At 64.9% G+C, this 18,670-nt stretch carries 18 protein-coding genes; 8 read left to right on the plus strand and 10 right to left on the minus strand.

Going from position 1 to position 18,670, the window contains the following annotated elements:
- Nucleotides 1-34 precede the first annotated feature (34 nt).
- A complete protein-coding gene (locus tag MKAN_RS10425; RefSeq protein ID WP_023368036.1) occupies nt 35-382 on the minus strand; it encodes a VOC family protein in 348 nt (115 codons plus the stop codon).
- Between the two features lie 11 nt (nt 383-393).
- Complete coding sequence (locus MKAN_RS10430) at nt 394-1,680, minus strand: M18 family aminopeptidase (protein ID WP_036395506.1); 1,287 nt, start codon at nt 1,678-1,680, stop codon at nt 394-396.
- Nucleotides 1,681-1,708: 28 nt separating this feature from the next.
- On the opposite strand from MKAN_RS10430, the gene MKAN_RS10435 reads away from it, so the two are divergent.
- The gene (locus MKAN_RS10435; protein WP_172836681.1) at nt 1,709-2,752 is read left to right on the plus strand and encodes a Dyp-type peroxidase; all 1,044 of its coding nucleotides are present in this window, start codon (nt 1,709-1,711) and stop codon (nt 2,750-2,752) included.
- The gene (locus MKAN_RS10440; protein ID WP_023368041.1) at nt 2,749-3,555 is read left to right on the plus strand and encodes a family 1 encapsulin nanocompartment shell protein; all 807 of its coding nucleotides are present in this window, start codon (nt 2,749-2,751) and stop codon (nt 3,553-3,555) included. The genes MKAN_RS10435 and MKAN_RS10440 overlap by 4 nt, the downstream gene beginning before the upstream one ends.
- A 21-nt stretch (nt 3,556-3,576) precedes the next feature.
- On the opposite strand, the gene MKAN_RS10445 is transcribed toward MKAN_RS10440, so the two are convergent.
- From MKAN_RS10445 to MKAN_RS10455, 3 genes are read right to left on the minus strand one after another with little or no spacing between them, the layout of a single operon-like run.
- Entirely contained in the window at nt 3,577-5,004 is a 1,428-nt protein-coding gene (locus tag MKAN_RS10445; RefSeq protein WP_023368043.1) for an amidase, read from the minus strand.
- Nucleotides 4,985-5,869: an enoyl-CoA hydratase/isomerase family protein gene (locus MKAN_RS10450; RefSeq protein ID WP_023368045.1), complete on the minus strand. Its 885-nt coding sequence runs from the start codon at nt 5,867-5,869 to the stop codon at nt 4,985-4,987. The genes MKAN_RS10445 and MKAN_RS10450 overlap by 20 nt, the downstream gene beginning before the upstream one ends.
- Nucleotides 5,870-5,911: 42 nt before the next feature.
- The gene (locus MKAN_RS10455; protein ID WP_023368047.1) at nt 5,912-6,433 is read right to left on the minus strand and encodes a nuclear transport factor 2 family protein; all 522 of its coding nucleotides are present in this window, start codon (nt 6,431-6,433) and stop codon (nt 5,912-5,914) included.
- Between the two features lie 918 nt (nt 6,434-7,351).
- On the opposite strand from MKAN_RS10455, the gene MKAN_RS10460 reads away from it, so the two are divergent.
- Complete coding sequence (locus tag MKAN_RS10460; protein WP_225722880.1) at nt 7,352-7,855, plus strand: MarR family winged helix-turn-helix transcriptional regulator; 504 nt, start codon at nt 7,352-7,354, stop codon at nt 7,853-7,855.
- A gap of 39 nt (nt 7,856-7,894) precedes the next feature.
- Here MKAN_RS10460 and MKAN_RS10465 read toward each other — a convergent pair whose 3' ends face one another.
- On the minus strand, nt 7,895-9,760 hold the full coding sequence (locus tag MKAN_RS10465; RefSeq protein WP_036395503.1) for a PPE family protein: 1,866 nt from the start codon (nt 9,758-9,760) through the stop codon (nt 7,895-7,897).
- A 171-nt stretch (nt 9,761-9,931) separates the two neighbouring features.
- Between MKAN_RS10465 and MKAN_RS32550 the strand changes: the two genes are divergently transcribed.
- A complete protein-coding gene (locus MKAN_RS32550) occupies nt 9,932-10,066 on the plus strand; it encodes a hypothetical protein (RefSeq protein WP_023368053.1) in 135 nt (44 codons plus the stop codon).
- Nucleotides 10,060-10,521, plus strand: coding sequence for a cupin domain-containing protein (locus tag MKAN_RS10470; RefSeq protein ID WP_023368055.1), 462 nt, complete (start codon nt 10,060-10,062; stop codon nt 10,519-10,521). Before MKAN_RS32550 ends, MKAN_RS10470 begins: the two co-directional genes overlap by 7 nt.
- Here MKAN_RS10470 and MKAN_RS10475 read toward each other — a convergent pair.
- Nucleotides 10,498-10,824, minus strand: a complete 327-nt coding sequence (locus MKAN_RS10475; RefSeq protein WP_023368057.1) for a putative quinol monooxygenase — start codon at nt 10,822-10,824, stop codon at nt 10,498-10,500. The two genes, MKAN_RS10470 and MKAN_RS10475, sit on opposite strands and share 24 nt — an antisense overlap.
- A gap of 72 nt (nt 10,825-10,896) precedes the next feature.
- Between MKAN_RS10475 and MKAN_RS10480 the strand changes: the two genes are divergently transcribed.
- From MKAN_RS10480 to MKAN_RS10490, 3 genes are read left to right on the plus strand one after another with little or no spacing between them, the layout of a single operon-like run.
- A complete protein-coding gene (locus MKAN_RS10480; protein WP_023368059.1) occupies nt 10,897-11,697 on the plus strand; it encodes an Rv0792c family HTH-type transcriptional regulator in 801 nt (266 codons plus the stop codon).
- Nucleotides 11,698-11,702: 5 nt separating this feature from the next.
- Entirely contained in the window at nt 11,703-12,728 is a 1,026-nt protein-coding gene (locus MKAN_RS10485) for a TIGR03560 family F420-dependent LLM class oxidoreductase (protein ID WP_023368061.1), read from the plus strand.
- Nucleotides 12,725-13,477 (plus strand): transglutaminase-like domain-containing protein, encoded by a 753-nt coding sequence (locus MKAN_RS10490; protein WP_023368063.1) that lies wholly within the window; start codon nt 12,725-12,727, stop codon nt 13,475-13,477. The genes MKAN_RS10485 and MKAN_RS10490 overlap by 4 nt, the downstream gene beginning before the upstream one ends.
- A gap of 276 nt (nt 13,478-13,753) precedes the next feature.
- Here MKAN_RS10490 and MKAN_RS10495 read toward each other — a convergent pair whose 3' ends face one another.
- From MKAN_RS10495 to MKAN_RS10505, 3 genes are all read right to left on the minus strand, one after another.
- Nucleotides 13,754-15,001 carry an EspA/EspE family type VII secretion system effector gene (locus tag MKAN_RS10495; RefSeq protein WP_042312147.1) on the minus strand — a complete coding sequence of 416 codons (1,248 nt, stop codon included), beginning with the start codon at nt 14,999-15,001 and terminating at the stop codon, nt 13,754-13,756.
- Nucleotides 15,002-15,563: 562 nt separating this feature from the next.
- Nucleotides 15,564-17,129 (minus strand): adenylate/guanylate cyclase domain-containing protein, encoded by a 1,566-nt coding sequence (locus MKAN_RS10500; protein ID WP_225722881.1) that lies wholly within the window; start codon nt 17,127-17,129, stop codon nt 15,564-15,566.
- 514 nt (nt 17,130-17,643) lie between these two features.
- Complete coding sequence (locus MKAN_RS10505) at nt 17,644-18,663, minus strand: glucose 1-dehydrogenase (RefSeq protein WP_023368069.1); 1,020 nt, start codon at nt 18,661-18,663, stop codon at nt 17,644-17,646.
- Nucleotides 18,664-18,670 lie beyond the last annotated feature (7 nt).

The raw sequence follows: 18,670 nt of genomic DNA on the forward strand, positions 1-18,670 counted from the left end.
TCGCAGCCACGTCACGCTCGGCGAGACGCCTGGGTCACTGCCCCGCCACGCAGAACAGGTTGCTCTCCGGGTCGGTCAGCACAACCCAGCGGAAGTTCTCGCCGAACTGGTGCCGCTCCACCTCGGTGGCGCCGGCGGCCGTCAACCGCGCCACTTCGGCATCCACGTCCTCGGCGGTGAAATCCAGGTGCACCCGGTTCTTCCCGGGCGTGGGATCGGGCACCTTCTGAAACCCCAGGCGCGGCCCCTGGTCGCGGATCACCACGATGAATTCGCCCGGCAGCAGCTCGCGTGTCGCCCCGCCGAACTGCTCGGCCCACCAGCCGGCCAGCCGCGCCGGGTCGTTGCAGTCGAACGTGACCATCTCCACGCTGAGCGTCATACCCCAAGACCCTATGCCCCGGGTGACAGAAATGCTTGCAAGGCTGCGGAATAGGCCGCCACGTCGGCGGCGCCCATCAGCTCCCGCGCCGAATGCATCGCAAGCTGGGCGGCGCCCACGTCGACGGTAGGGATGCCGGTCCGGGCCGACGCCAGCGGCCCGATGGTCGACCCGCACGGCAGGTCGGCCCGGTGCTCATAGCGCTGCAGCGGCACCCCGGCCTGCCGGCAGGCCATCGCGAAGGCCGCGGCGGTAGGCCCGTCGGTGGCGTATCGCAGATTCGGGTGCACCTTGAGCACCGGTCCGGCGTTGACTTCGATGAGGTGGCCCGGCTCGTGCCGATCGGGGTAATTGGGGTGGGTGGCATGGGCCATGTCGGCCGACGCCAGCAGCGACGCCGGCAGCAGCCGCAGGAAGTCGTCCCGGGCCCCGCCGCCGGCCAGTACGATCCGTTCCAGCACGGCACTGAGCAGGTTGGATTGCGCGCCGCGGTCCGAAGCCGAGCCGACCTCCTCGTGGTCGAAGATCACCACCACCGGCAGCACCTCGCGTGGTTGCGCGGCCAGCAGTGCTTCCAGCCCGGCATAGCAACTGGCCTGGTTGTCCAGCCGGGGTGCGCTCAGCAGGCACCCGTCAGACCCGATCAGCGCCGCCGGTGTCAGGTCATGGGTCATCAGATCGGCGGCCAGCACGTCGGCCTCGGCCACCCCGGCATGCCGCGCGACATAGCCGATGACGGAACCGGCCGCGTCGCCGACGCCCCAGACCGCGTTGACGTGCCGTTGCGGGTCCAGCGTCACCGACTTGCGGTCCTCGGCCAGGTGGATGGCCAGCTGCGGCACCCGCAGGATCGGCTCGTCGATGCGGACCAGCCGGTGCCGCACCGCCGAGCCGTCCCGCACCGACAACCGCCCGCTGATACCCAGGTCGCGGTCCAGCCAGGAGTTGAGCCACGCGCCCCCGTAGGGCTGCAGCGCCACCACCTGCCAGCCGGCGACCAGCCGGTCCGGGTGCTGCTTGACCCGCAAATTGGGGCTGTCGGTGTGCGCGCCGACGATCCGGAACGGGGCGGGGGTGCCGGTGGCGAGCTGACTGTTCCAGGCGACCAGCGAGCCGGCCCGCACGGTGAAGTAACGGCCCGGCTGCCGCGGCCAGCGGTCGGTTTCGGCGAGTTCGGTGTACCCGGCGTCCAGCAACCGCCGGGCCGCCGTGGCGCACACGTGAAACGGCGACGGCGAGGCGTCGATGAACTCGCAGAGGCCTCGCGCGCTGGCTGAGGGTGTGGGCCCGCCGGACATGCCCACCATCATCGCTGTCGGGGACTGCATGGTTCACGCTAGGGTCGGCAGAGTGCCATCGGTTCAGCCGCAGCCTATCCTCACGCCCTTGACGCCGGCCGCGATCTTTCTCGTGGCCACCATCGACGACGGCGGCGACGCGTCCGTGCACGACGGGTTGGCCGACATCTCGGGCCTGGTGCGCGCGATAGGGTTTCGCGACCCGAACAAGAATCTGTCGGTGGTGACCTCGATCGGCTCCGACGCGTGGGACCGGTTGTTTTCCGGCCCGCGACCGGCGAAGCTGCATCCGTTCGTCGCACTGCACGGGCCGCGGCACACCGCGCCGGCTACCCCGGGGGACCTGTTGTTCCACATTCGCGCCGAAAGCATGGATGTGTGCTTCGAATTGGCCGGGCGCATTCTCAACGCGATGGCCGGCGCGGTCACCGTTGTCGACGAGGTGCACGGATTCCGCTTCTTCGACAACCGCGACCTGTTGGGTTTCGTCGATGGCACCGAAAACCCAAGCGGCCCAACGGCTGTCAGTGCAACCGCGATCGGTGACGAGGATCCGGCGTTCGCCGGCGGCTGCTACGTGCACGTGCAGAAGTATGTCCATGACATGCGGTCCTGGGACTCGCTGTCGGTCACCGAGCAGGAGCGGGTGATCGGGCGCACCAAGCTGGAAGACATCGAACTCGGCGACGACGTGAAGCCGGCCAACTCGCACGTCGCGCTTAATGTCGTCACCGACGACGACGGCGCCGAATTGAAGATCGTGCGGCACAACATGCCGTTCGGCGAGGTCGGCAAGAGCGAGTACGGCACCTACTTCATCGGCTATTCCCGCGCCCCCGAGGTCACCGAGCGGATGCTGCACAACATGTTTCTCGGCGAGCCTCCCGGCAACACGGACCGCATTCTGGATTTCTCCACCGCGGTCACCGGCGGGCTGTTCTTCTCCCCCACCATGGACTTCCTCGACGATCCACCGGCCCTGCCCCAATCACCGGCACCCGCTCGGCCGGCCGCGCCGGCCCCCGAAGACGGTTCACTCTCGATCGGCAGCCTGAAAGGAACCTCCCGATGAACAACCTGTACCGCGAACTGGCTCCGGTCACCGAAGCCGCTTGGGCCGAAATCGAATTGGAGGCAACGCGGACGTTCAAGCGGCACCTCGCCGGGCGCCGGGTGGTCGACGTCAGCGGTCCGGGCGGACCGGCTTCGGCGGCCGTCGGCACCGGCCGGCTGATCGACGTCACCGCGCCTACCGACGGCGTCATCGCCCACTTGCGCGCCAGCAAGCCCCTGGTGCGGCTGCGGGTTCCGTTCACCTTGTCGCGCAACGAGATCGACGACGTCGAGCGCGGTTCGCAGGACTCGGACTGGGATCCGGTGAAGGCGGCCGCCAAGAAGCTGGCGTTCGTCGAGGACCGCACCATCTTCGAGGGCTACGCGGCCGCCTCCATCGAGGGCATCCGCAGCGCCAGCTCGAACCGGCCACTGACCTTGCCCGAGGACCCGCGCGAAATCCCGGATGTCATCTCGCAGGCGTTGACCGAGCTGCGCTTGGCCGGCGTCGACGGGCCGTATTCGGTGCTGCTGGCCGCCGACGTCTACACCAAGGTCAGCGAAACCACCGAACACGGCTACCCGATTCGCGAGCACCTGAACCGGCTGGTCGACGGCGACATCATCTGGGCGCCGGCCATCGACGGCGCTTTCGTGCTGACCACCCGCGGGGGTGACTTCGACCTGCAGTTGGGCACCGATGTCGCGATCGGCTATACCAGCCACGACGCCGACAGCGTGCAGCTCTACCTACAGGAGACCCTGACCTTCCTGTGCTACACCGCCGAGGCTTCGGTGGCGCTCAGCCCGCCCTCGGACTGAAGCGGGTCGATACCGGCGGATTCACAGTTGCGGACGGCGCCGGTGGAACGTGGTGGCCTGCTGGAACGCGTGCCCGCATTGGACCAGGAACTGCTCGGCGAAATGACGGCCGACGAACTGCACCCCCAGCGGCGTTCCGCGCGACGTGACTCCCGCGGGCAGGCATATCGCCGGGTTACCAGTGACATTGAGCGGGGCAGTCGGTCTGGCCAACGTGGCGGACAGCACCGGGTCCACACCCAGCATCCGCATGCCGGCCACCGTCGGCGACGCCAGACCGGCGCTGGGCAGCAACACCAGATCCACGTCGGTAAACACCCGCTGCAGCGCTTCGGTGAACTCCCGCCGGCGGATTATCAGCCCTTGGTACTCAACGGCACTCAGGTTTCGCGCGTTGTCGAGCAGCCCGCGCAGCACCGGTCCGTACGCGTCGGCACGTGCCGGATAGGTCTCGGCATGCGCGATCGCCGTCTCGACCCCGCGCATCTTGGCGAACACGTCGACCATCCGATCCAGCGCGGGCAGCGTGACCTCGACGACCGGCCAACCGATTCCTTCCAGTGTCGTGACGACCTGGGCCATCATGGATGTGGTGTCGTCGTCGAAACCGGACAGTTGCGACCAGTCCACACCGGCCCGGGGGACCCGGCTCAGCGCGAGGTCAGCCGCATAGTCGGGCACGGGCGTTCGCGATGACATAGGGTCGCGGACGTCGAATCCGGCAATGGCGCTCAGCAGGACCGCCGCGTCCGCAGCGCTTCTGGCGATAGGTCCGACGTGGTCGAAACTTGCTGCCAGCTCGACGATTCCATACCGACTCACCCGGCCCCAGGTTGGTTTGATCCCGGTAACCCCGCACATGCTCGTCGGAAACCTGATCGACCCCCCGGTGTCCGAACCGATCGAACCGAAGCACAACCCCGCCGCGGTGGCCACGGCGCAGCCGCTCGAGGACACGCCGGCCCAGGTCGCCGGGTCCCACGGATTGACCGGTGCCGGAATGTCGGGGTGGTATGCGAGGTATGCGCCCTCGGTCATGGCCAGCTTGCCGGTGATCACGGCACCGGCAGCGCGCAGCCTCGCCACGACCGTGGCGTCATACGACGACCGGAACTCGCGACGGATGACGGTGCCTGCGCCCGTGGGGGCGTCGGCGGTGTAACAGAGATCTTTCACACCGATTGGCACACCATGCAGGGCTCCCCGCCAGAGCCCCCGGGCGAGTTCAGCGTCGGCAGTGCGAGCGGCCTGGACCGCGGAGTCCGCCATGACGAATGCGTGGCTTTTCAGCCCCGCATCGAGCTTCTCGATTCGGCGCAGCGTCGCATCGGTCACCTCCGCCGAACTGACCTGCCGGGTGCGAATAAGCGCGGCAAGCTCGGTCAGTTCGAGCCGCCACAGCGCGTCGTCGTCCGGTTGCGCTGAAACCTCAGATCTCCTGGCTGTCACCGAATCTCGGTGGCCGCCGCTGGCTGAAGGCGGCCACCCCTTCCCGCACGTCGGCCCCCTCATAGGCCTCGACACCGAATCGGATCAGGGCATCGGTGTCGGCCGCGGTCAGCGCCCGACCGTGCATATTGGCAACCACTTTCGTCGCGCGCATCGTCACCGCCGATTGCCGGCAGATCTGGCCGACCAGTTTGGCTGTCGCGTCCGGCAATTCGGCTGCTGCGACGACCTTCTGCACCAAACCCCAACGCGCGGCCTGCTCGACGTCGACCAGTTCTCCGCTGAACAACAGATACTTCAAGGCCGCCGGACCGATGAGCCCGGCTACGGTGTCGGACTCAGTGAGGCCAAGGGTGACGCCGAGCTTGCCGATCGGGATGCCAAAGCGCGCGTCGTCGGCCGCGATACGGACGTCGCAGGCGGCGAGCAGTTCACAGCCGCCACCGACGGCAAGTCCGCGGACCGCTCCGATGACCGGAACCGGTAGTGCGGTCACGGCCCGTAGGCAGGCTGCGACGCTCTCGTTGTAGGTCGCCGCGTCCACGGCGGTCATCCGGGTGCGCGGAAACTCGCTGATGTCGGCGCCCGCGGCGAACGCCGCATCGCCCGCGCCGCGAATAACCACCACCCGCAGGTCTGATTCGCGTGCCAGGTCGTCGAACAGCAGCTTCAGGCGCCGCCAGGCGGCCAGGTTCAATGCGTTGTGCGCCTGCGGCTTACACAGGGTGGTCACCACGACGTTCCGGTGGATTTGCACGGCGACGCGATCGATGACTTGCGCGGCGGGCGGCTCGCTGCGCATCATGGCGCTGATCACGGCTTCGAGATCGCCCCCGGGCGTGATGATTTCCTCGGTGGGGGCCATGCGCGTCCTCTCGCTGCTGTTGCGCACCGGCCCCCGCGCCGCCTAAGCGACTGACGACACCGTGCTCACGCTTGCCGAGCCGGCGTCGCTCGGGAGTCCGGTTTCGGTCTGGTCGGCGGTCACGACCCATCGACTGATCCGCCACACGCCCTGCTGCTTGACCACGGTGAAGTCGTAACAGCCGGTGAGGTCGGCGACGGGCGAACCGCCTTGCCGGATTGAGAATACTTGGACGTAGCAGTGCCCGGTAGCTTCATCGGCGCTTTGGCCGGTGAACCACAACGAGTTCAGGGCGTGACGCCGTTTGTTTCCGGCGGCCCTGAAACCCGATTTCCGTGCCGAGAGCAACCGCATCACGGTATCGATGTCCGCCGTAAGCTCGCGGTTGTCGTGCAGCAAGACAAGCTCCGGCGTATCGGTGAACAAGGCACGAAAGTCGTCAAGCCTGTCTTGGTCGTACGTGTAGGCGTAAGCACCGAACAAGTTCATGATTGCCAGTCGATCTGCGGCGTCGAAGTTCACGCCCCCGACATCTGCGAGCGCCATGGATTGTTCTGTCAACATCGATTGAGCTTTCCTTTCGAATTGCGAGCCCGGTGTCCTCGGCGGGCCTTTGCGGACCGTGTTGAAACCCGTTGACTGCAGCGGTTCGCCGTGCCCTGGTCAGTGGTGGTCAGTGGTTGGGCGGCGGCACCCCGGCGCGTGCCGCTGCGTCAGTGTGGCGGCATACCCACGGCCGGCTGCGGACCGCCCACCGGCCCCGAAGGCCCGGCCTGCTGACCGGGCGGACCGGCCTGCGCACCCGGAGGACCGCCGCGTCGACCCCGCGGGCCCGCCAACGGACCCGGAGGACCCCCCTGCTGGCCCGGAGGGCCCGCCTGCTCACCCGGAGGACCGGCGTGCCGGCCCGGAGGGCCCGCCTGCTCACCCGGAGGGCCGCCGCCCGCACCGGGCCCGACGTCCTGCGTCGGGGGCGGAAGTGGCGGGCCGGGGTCGGCGGAAGCTACCGCGCTACCCAGCGGGCCTGCCGCTAGCGACACGCCAACGGCGCAGAGAACACCGGCCGAAATGATACGGATCTTCGACATTCCGAATACCTTTCGAGGTTGGCCGAAACGAGCCCCACTACAATCTTGCGAGAGCGTCGACGCTGAAACGTCCGTGGCACACAGTGATTCGTAGTGGGGCGAGGACGGCTCCGCGCCCGGCGGCATCGTCGCCCCGGCCTGCTCGCCGTTTCCGGCGGCAGCTGCATCCACGCGGTTCACTCCCACAATTTGTCTTCAGCAGTTGACAATATGATGCTATGACCGCGCTGCCCATGTTGTCAATCATGATTGACAGAACCGTTACCGTGAAGTCGCAGAGACGCCGCGGTGCCGTTGGCCGCCGTCGCGTCGCCCGGCCAGCGTCTTGCCGCCGCAGTGGCTCCAGCGCGTGTGACGACGGCCGCCGTAAAGCCCATCGCCTATGCTGTCGATCGTGGCGGCCAGACCAAGCACCCGAGCACCGCAGACAGAACTCGGCCTAGCATTGCGGATTGCCTGGTGGAGCTATTCCCGGCGAATTGATGTCGAAATGGAGGCCGCGGGTTTTCCGGATCTACAGTTCCCGATGATCTATGTGTTCGCGCTGTATGCACAACCGGAGCCCGTGACGATTTCCCAAATGGGGCGGCAGTTCAGCGTCAGTCGCCAGGCCGCCAGCAAGGTTGTCGCCGACTTGCGTCGTCGCGGCTATGTGCATGTCAAGCCGTCGACGACCGACCAGCGCGAGAAGGTTGTCGAGCTCGCACCGAAAGCCATCGAGTACGTCACTGCGCGCCTGCGCAAAGCGGCTGCCCTAGACCGGGCGATCCGCAAACGCCTCGGTGACGACGGTCGCGACGAACTCATCAGGCTGCTGGGCGAACTTGGTGCAGTCGCCAGATCGAAGCTGGATTTCGACCCCGGCATGTTCCCGGTCAAAGAGCCGGGCTGGTATTAGCTCCGGCTCGCCCGGAACGAGATCCGCGCCGATGGCAGCTCAGCGGTGGAAGAAGCCCGAGTGGCCGCTATCGGTGCCGGGGAATTCACTGATATTTCCGACGCCCGAGTTGCGAATACCGATGTTGAAGAACCCCGAGTTCTGGAATCCCACGCCATCGTTGACACCATTGAAGAAGCCTGAACCTCTATCGCTTGAGTTATAGAAGCCCGAGCCGCCGAAGCCGAAGTTGTTGAAGCCGGAACCCAACGGCCCCAAGTTACGCGCGCCAGATGACTTCTCCGCTGCGTTGGTGAAGCCCGAGGTATCGTCGCCCTGGTTGAAAAAGCCCGAGGTGCCGGTGCCCAGATTTCCGAAGCCCGAACTCTGGCCGGGCCCGTCGCCCACCTGCCCGATGGCCGTGTTCAGGTTGCCGGAGTTGAAGCCACCGGTGTTGATATTGCCCGAATTGCCGAACCCGGTGTTCGTGGCGCCGGCATTGAAGAAGCCGGTGTTTCGCTCACCCGAGTTGAAAAAGCCGGTGTTCCCCCGGCCCGAGTTGAACATGCCCGTATTCTCGTTCGCCGAGTTGAAGAAACCGGTGGCGTTGCGGCCGGAGTTGAATGCACCCGTGGCTTCCCCGGCGGTGTTGCCGAAGCCGGTATCTTGCAGCCCGGTATTCCAGAAACCGGTGACGGTGCCGCCCGTGGTTTGAAAGCCGGTATTGTTTGTCCCCGATATCTCAAAACCGACGTTGGCAAAACCCGAGTTGAAGAAGCCGACGTTGTTGGTGCCGGAATTGAAAAAGCCGATGTTTCCGGTGCCCGAATTGCCGAACCCGATGTTCCCGCTTCCCGTGTTGAGCCCACCGATACCGATCTGATTGTCTCCGGTGAGCCCGAAGCCGATGTTCCCGTTCCCGGTGTTGCCGAAGCCGATATTGCCATTGCCGGTGTTGCCGAAGCCCCAGTTCGAATCCCCGGTATTGCCCGAACCCCGGTTGAAGCTGCCGGTGTTTCCACTGCCGATGTTGTTGTGCGCGGGGCTGTTCGTGGGGCCCACGTTGCCGAAACCGACATTCCCATCGCCCTTGTTGCCCCCGCCGATGTTCGCGTTTCCTTCGTTGCCGAAGCCCACATTCTGGGTGCCGCTGTTGCCGCCGCCGACGTTGCTGGTGCCCGAGTTGCCGCCGCCCACGTTGCTGTCGCCGCGATTGCCGCCACCAAGGTTGGAACTGCCGGTATTGCCGCTACCCAGGTTGGAGCTACCGGTGTTGCCGCTGCCCACATTGGAATTGCCGGCGTTTCCATTGCCCACGTTGGCGTCACCGTGGTTTCCGTTGCCCACGTTGCCGCTGCCGTTGTTGCCGACACCGATGTTCTGCGGGAGCCCCAGTGCGCTGGACAGCGACTGCTGCCAGGACGTCAGCTGCGCGGCTGCCGCCGAGGCACCGGCGTGGTAACCGGCCATCACGCCCACATCCTGGGCCCACATCTCCTCATAGGCGCCCTCGAAGGCCGCAATCGCCGGGAAATTCTGCCCGAACAGGTTCGACAACACCAGCGACACCACCCGAGAGCGATTGGCCGCCACCGCCGCGGGGTGGACGATGGCGGCTTGCGCCGCCTCGAACACCCCGGCGACCGCTCGGGCACCACCTGCCACCCCGGCGGCCTGCGCCGCTGTTGCGTCAAGCCACGCCGCATACGGGGCCGCCGCGGCCGCCATCGCCGCCGCGGCCGGACCCTGCCACGATCCGGCGGTCAGGCCCGCCGTCACCGCAGAAAACTCGGCCGCCGACAGGCTCAGCTCCTCGGCCAGCGCGTCCCAGGCGCCGGCCGCCGTCAGCAACGGCGCCGGGCCCGCGCCCGCGAACATCAGTGCCGAATTGACTTCCGGCGGCAACAACGCGAAATTTGGCGGCATCATGACTCCTCTACTCGCCAGGAGCGGATCCACCAAACTTAGTCCCGCCGGGCGGCGATAATCAGCAAATCTGCAAACCTGTTGCCGGCGTGCCGATCTGGCGTCAATTCGCCACGAGTTTGGTTGCTGGAGGCGTAGCGTCGACACAAGGACCGGCGAAAGGACTGGGAGATGCCCGACGATTCCTACGGCGACGCCGTGCTCGGCGCCGGCCCGGTCCGGCACAACGTCCCGGATCGCTGCAGTCTGTCGGACCTGCGCGTCGCGGTGGTCGGACATGAACTGGCAAGGGAGTGCTCATGGTGACCTCGGACGCCTTTCACCCGGAATTTCACCGCGACGCAACGCCGGGCGTGGCCGCGCGCAACCGGGTACACCATGTCAGATCATCCGAAATCAGTTCCGACACAGCACAATCAGAGGGGATGCGGCGATTTGCCGCGCTCAGCGGACGTTCCGTCGGCGCCGAGAAGCTGTGGATGGGCGAGACGCACGTCTCGCCCGAAACGGCGTCGGCCAACCACCATCACGGCGACTCGGAAACCGCAATCTATGTACGAAGTGGCCATCCCGAGTTCGTGTTTCACGACGGCATCCAGGAGGTGCGCATCTCAGCCCGGCCCGGTGACTACATCTTCATCCCGCCGTATCTGCCGCACCGGGAAGAGAACCCCGACCCCACCACGCCCGCGGAGGTGGTCATCGCGCGCAGCACCCAGGAGCCGATCGTGGTCAACCTACCGGGGCTGTATCCGCTCTGATCCGGTCGCCTCGTCGAGTGGGCTGAGCACAGTGACCGCGATCGGCTTACTCAGCAGGGCGGGCAGCTGTTCGCGGTAACTCCGGTAATGCGCGGAGCCCCGGTGCTCGTCGAGAGCGCTGTGGTCGCGATAACGCTCGAACAGGACCAACTCGGCGCCGTCGGCGCTTTCGTAGAGGTCATAGGTGCGGCACCCGTCTTCGGCGCGGGTCGGCCCGGTCATCCCGGCAAGCAGGACACGCAGCGCGTCCATCGATTCCGGACGGGGGCTGAACCGGGCGATGACCGCGATTGACGACGACATTGTGACGACCTTCCGGGCAGGTGTGCCGTCAGCCCTTGACGGCCGACGCGATAAGACGTTTTAATACGTCCTATGACGAGTGTCAAGCTGGACCTGGATGCCGCCGAGTTCCGGATATCGCGCGGCAGCGTGCCGGTGAGCGCCCAGCTTGCCGAGGCACTCAAGACGCAGATCGTCAAACAACGGCTGCCCAGCGGTGGTCGGCTGCCCAGCGAACGGGAGCTGATCGACAAGTCGGGGCTGAGCCGGGTGACGGTACGCTCCGCGGTGGGGATCCTCGAGCGTCAGGGGTGGCTGGTCCGTCGGCAGGGACTGGGCACCTTCGTCGCCGATCCGGTCAGGCAAGAACTCGGTTCGGGGGTGCGAACCATCACCGAGGTGCTGCTGAGCTCCGGTGTCACCCCGCGAGTGGAGGTGCTGTCCCAAAGCGTCTGCGCGCCACCGCAACCCATAGCCGCGGCACTGGCATTGCCGGAGGTCTTGGGTATTCGCCGGCGCTTCAGCGCGGGCGACGAACCCTTGGCGCTGGTCACCGCCTACCTACCGCCGAGTGTGGGCGATGCTGTGGAACCACTATTATCCGGTGCCCTCGATACCGAAACCACTTACACCATGTGGGAGCAACGATTGGGCATCCGGATTGCCAAGGCCACCCACGACATATCGGCGGCCGGCGCATCCGCCGAAGTGGCCGGGGCGTTGGAGCTGCCGGTGGGCGCGCCGGTGCTGGTGCTCGACCGCACCAGCTACGGCGAAGACGGCAAAGCGCTCGAGGTGGTGGTGTTCCATTACCGCCCCGATCGGTACCGGTTCTCCGTCACACTGCCGCGAACGCTGCCCGAGCCGGGTGCCGGAATCATCGAAAGGTCGTAATTCCCATGAAGATTGCCGGATCGAATGACCCCCACTTCGGACTTGTCCTGGCGCTGACGGTCAACGGGCTGGCGGTCAGCAGCTACCCCGATATGGTCACCGTCTCGCGAGCCGCAGAGCACTACGGATTCGACTCCATCTGGCTCTGCGATCATTTCCTGACCGTCAGCCCGGACGACTACGTCAAAGACGCCGGCATCGGCAGCCAGTCCGCTGAAACCGGCCGGGAACCACGGCCGACATCGCTTCCCCTGCTGGAAGGCTGGACGGCCTTGACGGCGCTGGCTCGCGACACCACCCGGCTGCGCCTGGGCACCAGTGTGCTGTGCAACTCGTATCGCCATCCCTCGGTGCTGGCCAAAATGGCCGCCACTCTCGACGTGATCTCCGAGGGACGCCTCGATCTGGGGTTGGGCGCAGGCTGGTTTCAGCGCGAGTTCGAGGCCTACGGCATTCCGTTTCCGCCGGTGGGTGACCGAGTCTCCGCACTGGCCGAAGCCCTGGAGGTGATCCGGACGGTCTGGACCGAGCCGAACCCCACCTTTGCCGGCCGGTTCTACACGTTGAACGGCGCGATCTGCGATCCGCCTCCCATCCAGCGGCCCCACCCGCCATTGTGGATCGGGGGTGAGGGGGACCGAGTACACCGCATCGCGGCCAAGCTGGCGCAAGGTCTGAACGTGCGGTGGTGGTCACCGCAGCAGGTGTCCCAACGCCGGGGTTTCCTGACCCGGGCCTGCGAGTCGGCCGGCCGTGACCCGTCCAGTCTGCAGCTGTCGGTGACGGTACTGCTGGCACCGACCGATTCCGCTGCGGACGAGGCGCGAATTCGCTTGGAGTTCGCCTCTATTCCGGCGTCCGGCCTCATCGTCGGGCACCCGGATCGCTGCGCGGAGCGCATCCGCGAGTACCTGGACGGCGGGGTCACCCACTTCCTCTTCACGGTTCCGCGGGTGATGGAGTCCGATTATCTGCACGCCATCGGTCGTGACATCATCCCGCTGCTCAAATCGGGGGTCAGGGCTTCATGACCGTTGCCCGCGATATGGGGCGGTTCCTGGTGTCGACCGACTACATCGACGCCGACCATCCGCTGGTCCGCGCGACGGCCACCGCGCTGGTGCCCGGCGCCGCATCCGATATCGAGCGGGTCGGACGCATCTATCACTATGTGCGTGATCTGCCCTACGACATCCTTGCCGCATTCCGCTACCTCGCCCGGGGCGAACACCGGGCCAGCGACGCGCTCCGGCACGGTGTCGCCTTCTGCATGGGAAAGGCGAGCATGTTCGTCGCCCTATGCCGAGCGGTGGGCGTGCCGGCCCGCATCGCCTTCCAGACGTTGAGCTCCCCGGACAAGGAGTTTCTCGCCCCGGAGGTCCGCGCCCTGTGGGGAGGCAAATCCGGCAGGCCGTTGCCGTGGCACTCCCTCGGCGAAGCCCATCTCGGCAACCGATGGGTAAAACTGGACGCCACCATCGACGCGACGACGGCGGCGCGACTGGGCAAACCCTACCGGCGCGATTTCGACGGCGTCACCGACATTGCCACGGTGGAGGGTCCCATCCTGCGGGAAAACGGCAGCTACGCCGACTATCCCACCGACGTCGCCCAATGGTACGCACGGGTCGCACGAGCAGTGCTGAATGCCTTGGAGTCCGGTGACTTTCACGCTCGAGTCGCCGACGACGACGAACTGTGGGCAGGTCCTCGCCGGGAAGCGGTGGCGCGCCGGCAAGGACCCGGTTCTTGTCCCGCACACATCACACGTATGGGGTGATTGTCTAACCGTTGCCACCGGTCGCCGCAAAGGTGTGAATGTGACCTCGAAAGCGCAGCACGACCCCGCCGTTGCGGCGGGGTCGCAAGCGCCATCCGTTGCCGGCAGGCCTGATCGCGCCGCTGGCTAAGCGACTATTAACGACATTGCCTGGGGGAGAAAGTAACTCGAACTACGGGAGCGCCCTCAAGCGCCCAGTCGCCTGCGGCCCGTTCTTGCAGCCGACCGGATCGCGCGGTGCCGGGCGGTACGGCCCGCGTGGCGCGGATTGTCCCGTCACGCAAGCCGCCTCTCCAGTTGGGTGCCGTCACTCGCGGTGTCGATAGGCGCGCGCTCGACAGTGGCGCCTGCGGCAGCATCCGTTCTGACTTCGTTATCGGTATCGACGCCCAGGATGCCTTGCGGCGGCCCGCTCTGCCGCGCCAGCGACGAGATCATCGGTGTTTGTTGACCTGCCATGTTGACGATGTTGCTGGAATGGCCACCGGCCGAAGCTAGCTGAGCCAGCTGATTCATGGTTTCAGTGAGCTGACCCACTGCCGGCAGTTGCGCAAAGCTCAGCAGCTCGCCGAAATCCAAGCTGGGCAGCCCGGCGAAGCCGGCCAGAAATTCCGGCAAGCTAGCCACCTCTACCCAGGTAGGCAACCTGCCCAATATCCCGACGCCCGACAGCAAGTCGTCCAATCCCGGAAGTCCGGGGAAGACATCGGGAATCGTCGGAAGCCCAGGCAAACCGGGAAACCCGGGGATAGGAAATCCGGGGCGCGGCCAGTTGAATTGGGGAAAGCCTGGCATAGACGGCCATTGGAATTCGGGCAGCCCCGGGATCGGCAGCGTGAAGTCGGGAGCGCCTGGGGTTGGTGGCCAGTTGAATTCGGGCAGCCCCGGGATGCTCGGAAGACCGGGGATCGGAATTTCAGGCAATTTCGGCGGCCACGCAATCTCCGGCAGACCGGGGATCGGTAGCTTCGGTAGCCCGGCGAACTTCGGCAGCGCGGTCAACATCTCGATCAGCCTGCCAAGCAATCCCTTGAGGTTCATCACGTTGTTCATGGTCGTGAGCGTTAAATAGAGCAGCGCCCCACCGACCACAGACATCGCAGTGCCGCATGGCGGTACCGCGAGCGCGAGTGATAAGCCCTTGCCGACAAGTGGCACCTTTTCAAGCTTCTTGCAGGCCTTCCGCACACCATTGACCATCGTGATCATTGCCGACAACACCTTACGTGCGTCGCGGATGTGTCTGGCCTGGTTTGAGACCAGATTGCCGGCCAGCTTGTCGATGTCGCTCATCGCCTTCGTACGGAGTTGCTGAGCGAGGTTTTGACTCGAATACGCCGCCGCCGATGCACCAATCCAGTTGGCGCCAGGTATGGCCAGTTCCATCTTGTCGCTGACTTGCCTCAACAAAGACGATCCGGTGGTGAAGATGTCACCCGGGTCGGGAACTCCCGATCCCATAGACAAGAGTATCCCAGAAATTATCTTCGTCGTCTTGTCGCAGAGCTCAGTTCCTGAACCCATTCGCAACCTTCCTTAGATTGGATGTACTTGCGCACACCGTTGACTTGAACGGGTACGCCATTTATGCCTTAGATAGAGAATAACAGCAGCCAGCCGATGGTCGATGCACGAGTTTGTTTGCCGCCCTGGGTCGTTGGCACCGGCACCGAGCAAGGTGGATCGCGAATTCCCGGTGACCGCGAGCGCCGCTGGGATGCATCAAGGGAATTCCGAATATGAGTGCGCTGACGCCTTCGTTCCATTCGAATAAATTGTCGATCACCGCACCCCTGGTAGCCCCGGAGCGGTGAAGCGTGAATCCTCATGCACGTCCTGACTAGAATACTTTTCCAGATGCGCTCATTAAATGGCTGGTTAGCGAGTCGGTGCCCCGCCCTTCGTGCACCGTGGCCGCGCAGCGACCAATGAACAGGAATTGCGCAGTCTGCGACGATCGCTGCAATAATGGTGAAGCCGGCGCAGATTTGCCACTCCCCGATCCGAAGAGCTCGTCACAGCGTGTCGCGACAATTTCAGCTGCCGCTGCCGCGCAGCGGATCGGCTGATGATCAAGACGATTCGATCATTTTCGGTGTGTCCCGGCACATAGCGCTGCGATCCGCTCGTGCGGCGCTTGGCTTGGGCTGGCCAATCTGGTCCGCTTGCCATGACCGCGCAACACAACTTGCCTGCCCAGATCCCACATCGTCTGTTCGTAGGCGTCACTGGCCTGCACGGTTTGGGCTGAAGCAAGGATGCCGTGCGGCTCCGTTTTTGCCAATTCACACAGTCGAGCAGCGATGTTGACTGGCTCGCCGATGACGGTGTATTCGAATCGTTCGTAAGCACCTACGTTGCCCGCCAGGACTATTCCGGCGGCCACGCCGATACCGGCCTGGCACTCGGGCACCTCGGCGGCGAGTCGGTGTGCAATGGCTCGAGCGGTGGCCAGCGCGTCGGTTTCCGGAGAACGGACACCCGCCGGTGCGCCAAAGACCACCAAAGTGCCGTCGCCCTGAAACTTGTTTATCAGGCCGTGGCGGCGGCCGACTTCCTCCACAATGACGGCGAAAAAACAGTTGAGCAGCCGGACGACCTCGGCTGGAGGCCGGGCCGTTACCAAGCGGGTGGAGCCGATGATATCCACGAAAAGTACTGCCACATAGCGCTCTTCACCACCGAGTTCGATCTGTTGTCCTTCGGCGGCGGCCGCCACATCGCGTCCGACATGTCGGCCGAACAGATCACGGATGCGCTCGCGTTGCCGAAGCCCCTCGACCATTGCATTGAACCCGCGCTGCAGCTCACCGAGTTCGGTTCCGTCGAACACCTCCAGCTGGCATTCGAGGTCGCCGCCCTCCACGCGTTGCAACGCAGAATGCACATCTCGCACCGACGTAGCGGTGAGCCATGCGGCGATAAGGTTGGACGCCAAACCGAAGACGAAGGCCGCCATCGTCAGCAATAGCACCACCGCACCGAGCTCGGTGACGTTCATGGTTCTTTCCAGTAGCGCGAACGCCACCGCCAAGATGATGGCGATCAACGGAACACCGGAACCGAACAGCCACGATGCCGTGGCCCGACCCATCACACCGGGCGAAAGCCGCCGCACTGGACGCCCCGCCTCAAGTGCGACGGCAGCCGCGGGCCGAAGCATCAACTCGGCGAAGAAGTAGCAGCTCACCGACAACACGATTCCGCTGAAGCTAAAACCAAAGACAAACTTTGGGATGTACTCGGAGCTCACGCTTCCGTAAAGCAGCGCGAACAAGACGGCACCGATGGTCCACAGCACAATCGGAACCAACGCCAACCGCCATGGCGCCAGGAAGGCGTTGCGTTGATCTTTGGCCGTCAGCGGCCGGTCGTCGTTTTTCCAACGCAGTTGGTCAAGGATACGTTTGGTAATCCACACCCAGCCCAGCCCAATCGAAGCGGCAACATAAAGTGGCACAACCTCTTCCGAAATCCACACGACGTGCGGATCGAACACATTGGGCACGGGTATAGCTACGGTTACCAGAAGCAACACCACACCGATACCCATAAGATTGGCCATCGTCACGACACCGAGCAACACCGGGCGGGTGATGGGCTTGTTGTCCCGCGGCACGAAGGCGGTGTGGAGCCACGTCCTGGCGGTCACGATGCACACTCGTTCCATCGATATCGCTGGGCGCCAAGACCATCGAATGTTGCCACATGACGACTGACGTCAATGTGGCATGCCCTGACCCCCGGTTCGCGGTCGACAGGCAAACACTGTGAATCCGAAACCTGGTCTGCGCGCCGCTGTGTCTTCAAGCTCCTTGCTCCAATCATCGCTTCTTCGTCACGTTTCGCCAATCCCGCCGTTGCGCAGCAACCGAGTGAGCGACCACGCTACCGGTGCGTCCATGCGTGATGCGGTGGCCGAGCAGCCCCTTCCAACTTCCGTGCAAATACCATACCGCGATGGTTTGGGTACCCCCTAATGGTATACGTCACATGCGGGGCATACGCACAACAGATACCTACTTGTTCTCAGAATTATATGTCGCGGTGGAGGATTCATGAACTGATTGATCGCTGCCGCATCACTAGCTGCGGGATCGCTATTACTATACCCCGTATGCCGACTTCACAGACGCGCTCGGAAGTCAACTGGTACCAAGGACTGATTATCCAGCTTCGTCGAGTTCGATGACCACTTTGATATCTGCCGCGCGGTGTTCGAAGGCCTCGGCGGCTCTTGCGAGCGGAACGCGGCGGGTGATCAACCGTTGCAGCCAAGCTTCATCAGCACGTGCCAGAACGTCAGCGGCCCCGCGAAAGTGACGCAGGTTGGAGTTGACCGACCCGACGACTACGTCGTTCTTCAGCACAATGTCTCGGTTCAGGATGCCGGCGTCGACGTCCACGTGGTGTTCGCTGGACAGCAGGCCGAGCAGGCAGGTGATTCCGTAAAAGTTGGTATTGCGGATCGCGTCGACAACGACGGTGCCCACCCCGGTGGCCTCTATTACGACGTCCGGACGAATCCTCTTGGCGACAAGCTCGACGTCGTCGTGGTGATAGGTAGCGCCCAGCACCCGCACCGCTGCGGGCTTGGCGCCACTGGTCACCCGATCCAGCACATGGGTTTCCAGGCCTCGCTGGGTCGCCATCAAAGCAGCCAGCAGTCCGATCGGCCCGGCGCCGGTGACCAACACTCGCTCCGGCTCGAACCAACCCCGAGCACCGACCCGGTCTATCTGCTCCCATGCTTTGACTACCACCGAAGTGGGCTCAGTCAAGACACCAACGTGCTTCAGCGCGGGGTCCAGCCGCACCGCGTATTCTTCTTCAACGCACCATGTTTGGCTGCCGTATCCGTGTAGCTCTTTGATGCCGCGTTCCGAGTAGCGGCCGTTGCGGCAGTTGTCGAATTCGGTGCGGGCGCACGCCCCACAGGGCACCGGATCGGGCCGACGCACCACACCCACCACCAGATCACCGGCCGAGAAGCTACTGCCTGGCGGCGCCTGCCGCACCCTGCCGAGCGATTCATGACCGAGCACCATCCACGACGACCCACTCGGGGGCAATCCGATATCGCCGGCGACAAGTTCCTTGTCTGTGCCGCAGACACCCAGCGCCAACCCGTCGACCAAGAGTTCTCCGGTAGCCGCGATGGGCTCGGGCAGCTCGACCACCTGCATCGATCCC

Origin of the sequence: Mycobacterium kansasii ATCC 12478, from assembly GCF_000157895.3 — a bacterium.
GTDB classification, from domain to species: domain Bacteria; phylum Actinomycetota; class Actinomycetes; order Mycobacteriales; family Mycobacteriaceae; genus Mycobacterium; species Mycobacterium kansasii.

Bases quoted from the DNA above. Each gene is read 5' to 3' on its own strand.
- MKAN_RS10425 (WP_023368036.1), bottom strand. From the start codon at position 382: ATGACGCTCAGCGTGGAGATGGTCACGTTCGACTGCAACGACCCGGCG.
- MKAN_RS10430 (WP_036395506.1), bottom strand. From the start codon at position 1,680: ATGTCCGGCGGGCCCACACCCTCAGCCAGCGCGCGAGGCCTCTGCGAG.
- MKAN_RS10435 (WP_172836681.1), top strand. From the start codon at position 1,709: ATGGTTCACGCTAGGGTCGGCAGAGTGCCATCGGTTCAGCCGCAGCCT.
- MKAN_RS10440 (WP_023368041.1), top strand. From the start codon at position 2,749: ATGAACAACCTGTACCGCGAACTGGCTCCGGTCACCGAAGCCGCTTGG.
- MKAN_RS10450 (WP_023368045.1), bottom strand. From the start codon at position 5,869: ATGGCCCCCACCGAGGAAATCATCACGCCCGGGGGCGATCTCGAAGCC.
- MKAN_RS10455 (WP_023368047.1), bottom strand. From the start codon at position 6,433: ATGTTGACAGAACAATCCATGGCGCTCGCAGATGTCGGGGGCGTGAAC.
- MKAN_RS10465 (WP_036395503.1), bottom strand. From the start codon at position 9,760: ATGCCGCCAAATTTCGCGTTGTTGCCGCCGGAAGTCAATTCGGCACTG.
- MKAN_RS32550 (WP_023368053.1), top strand. From the start codon at position 9,932: ATGCCCGACGATTCCTACGGCGACGCCGTGCTCGGCGCCGGCCCGGTC.
- MKAN_RS10470 (WP_023368055.1), top strand. From the start codon at position 10,060: ATGGTGACCTCGGACGCCTTTCACCCGGAATTTCACCGCGACGCAACG.
- MKAN_RS10475 (WP_023368057.1), bottom strand. From the start codon at position 10,824: ATGTCGTCGTCAATCGCGGTCATCGCCCGGTTCAGCCCCCGTCCGGAA.
- MKAN_RS10480 (WP_023368059.1), top strand. From the start codon at position 10,897: ATGACGAGTGTCAAGCTGGACCTGGATGCCGCCGAGTTCCGGATATCG.
- MKAN_RS10485 (WP_023368061.1), top strand. From the start codon at position 11,703: ATGAAGATTGCCGGATCGAATGACCCCCACTTCGGACTTGTCCTGGCG.
- MKAN_RS10490 (WP_023368063.1), top strand. From the start codon at position 12,725: ATGACCGTTGCCCGCGATATGGGGCGGTTCCTGGTGTCGACCGACTAC.
- MKAN_RS10495 (WP_042312147.1), bottom strand. From the start codon at position 15,001: ATGGGTTCAGGAACTGAGCTCTGCGACAAGACGACGAAGATAATTTCT.
- MKAN_RS10505 (WP_023368069.1), bottom strand. From the start codon at position 18,663: ATGCAGGTGGTCGAGCTGCCCGAGCCCATCGCGGCTACCGGAGAACTC.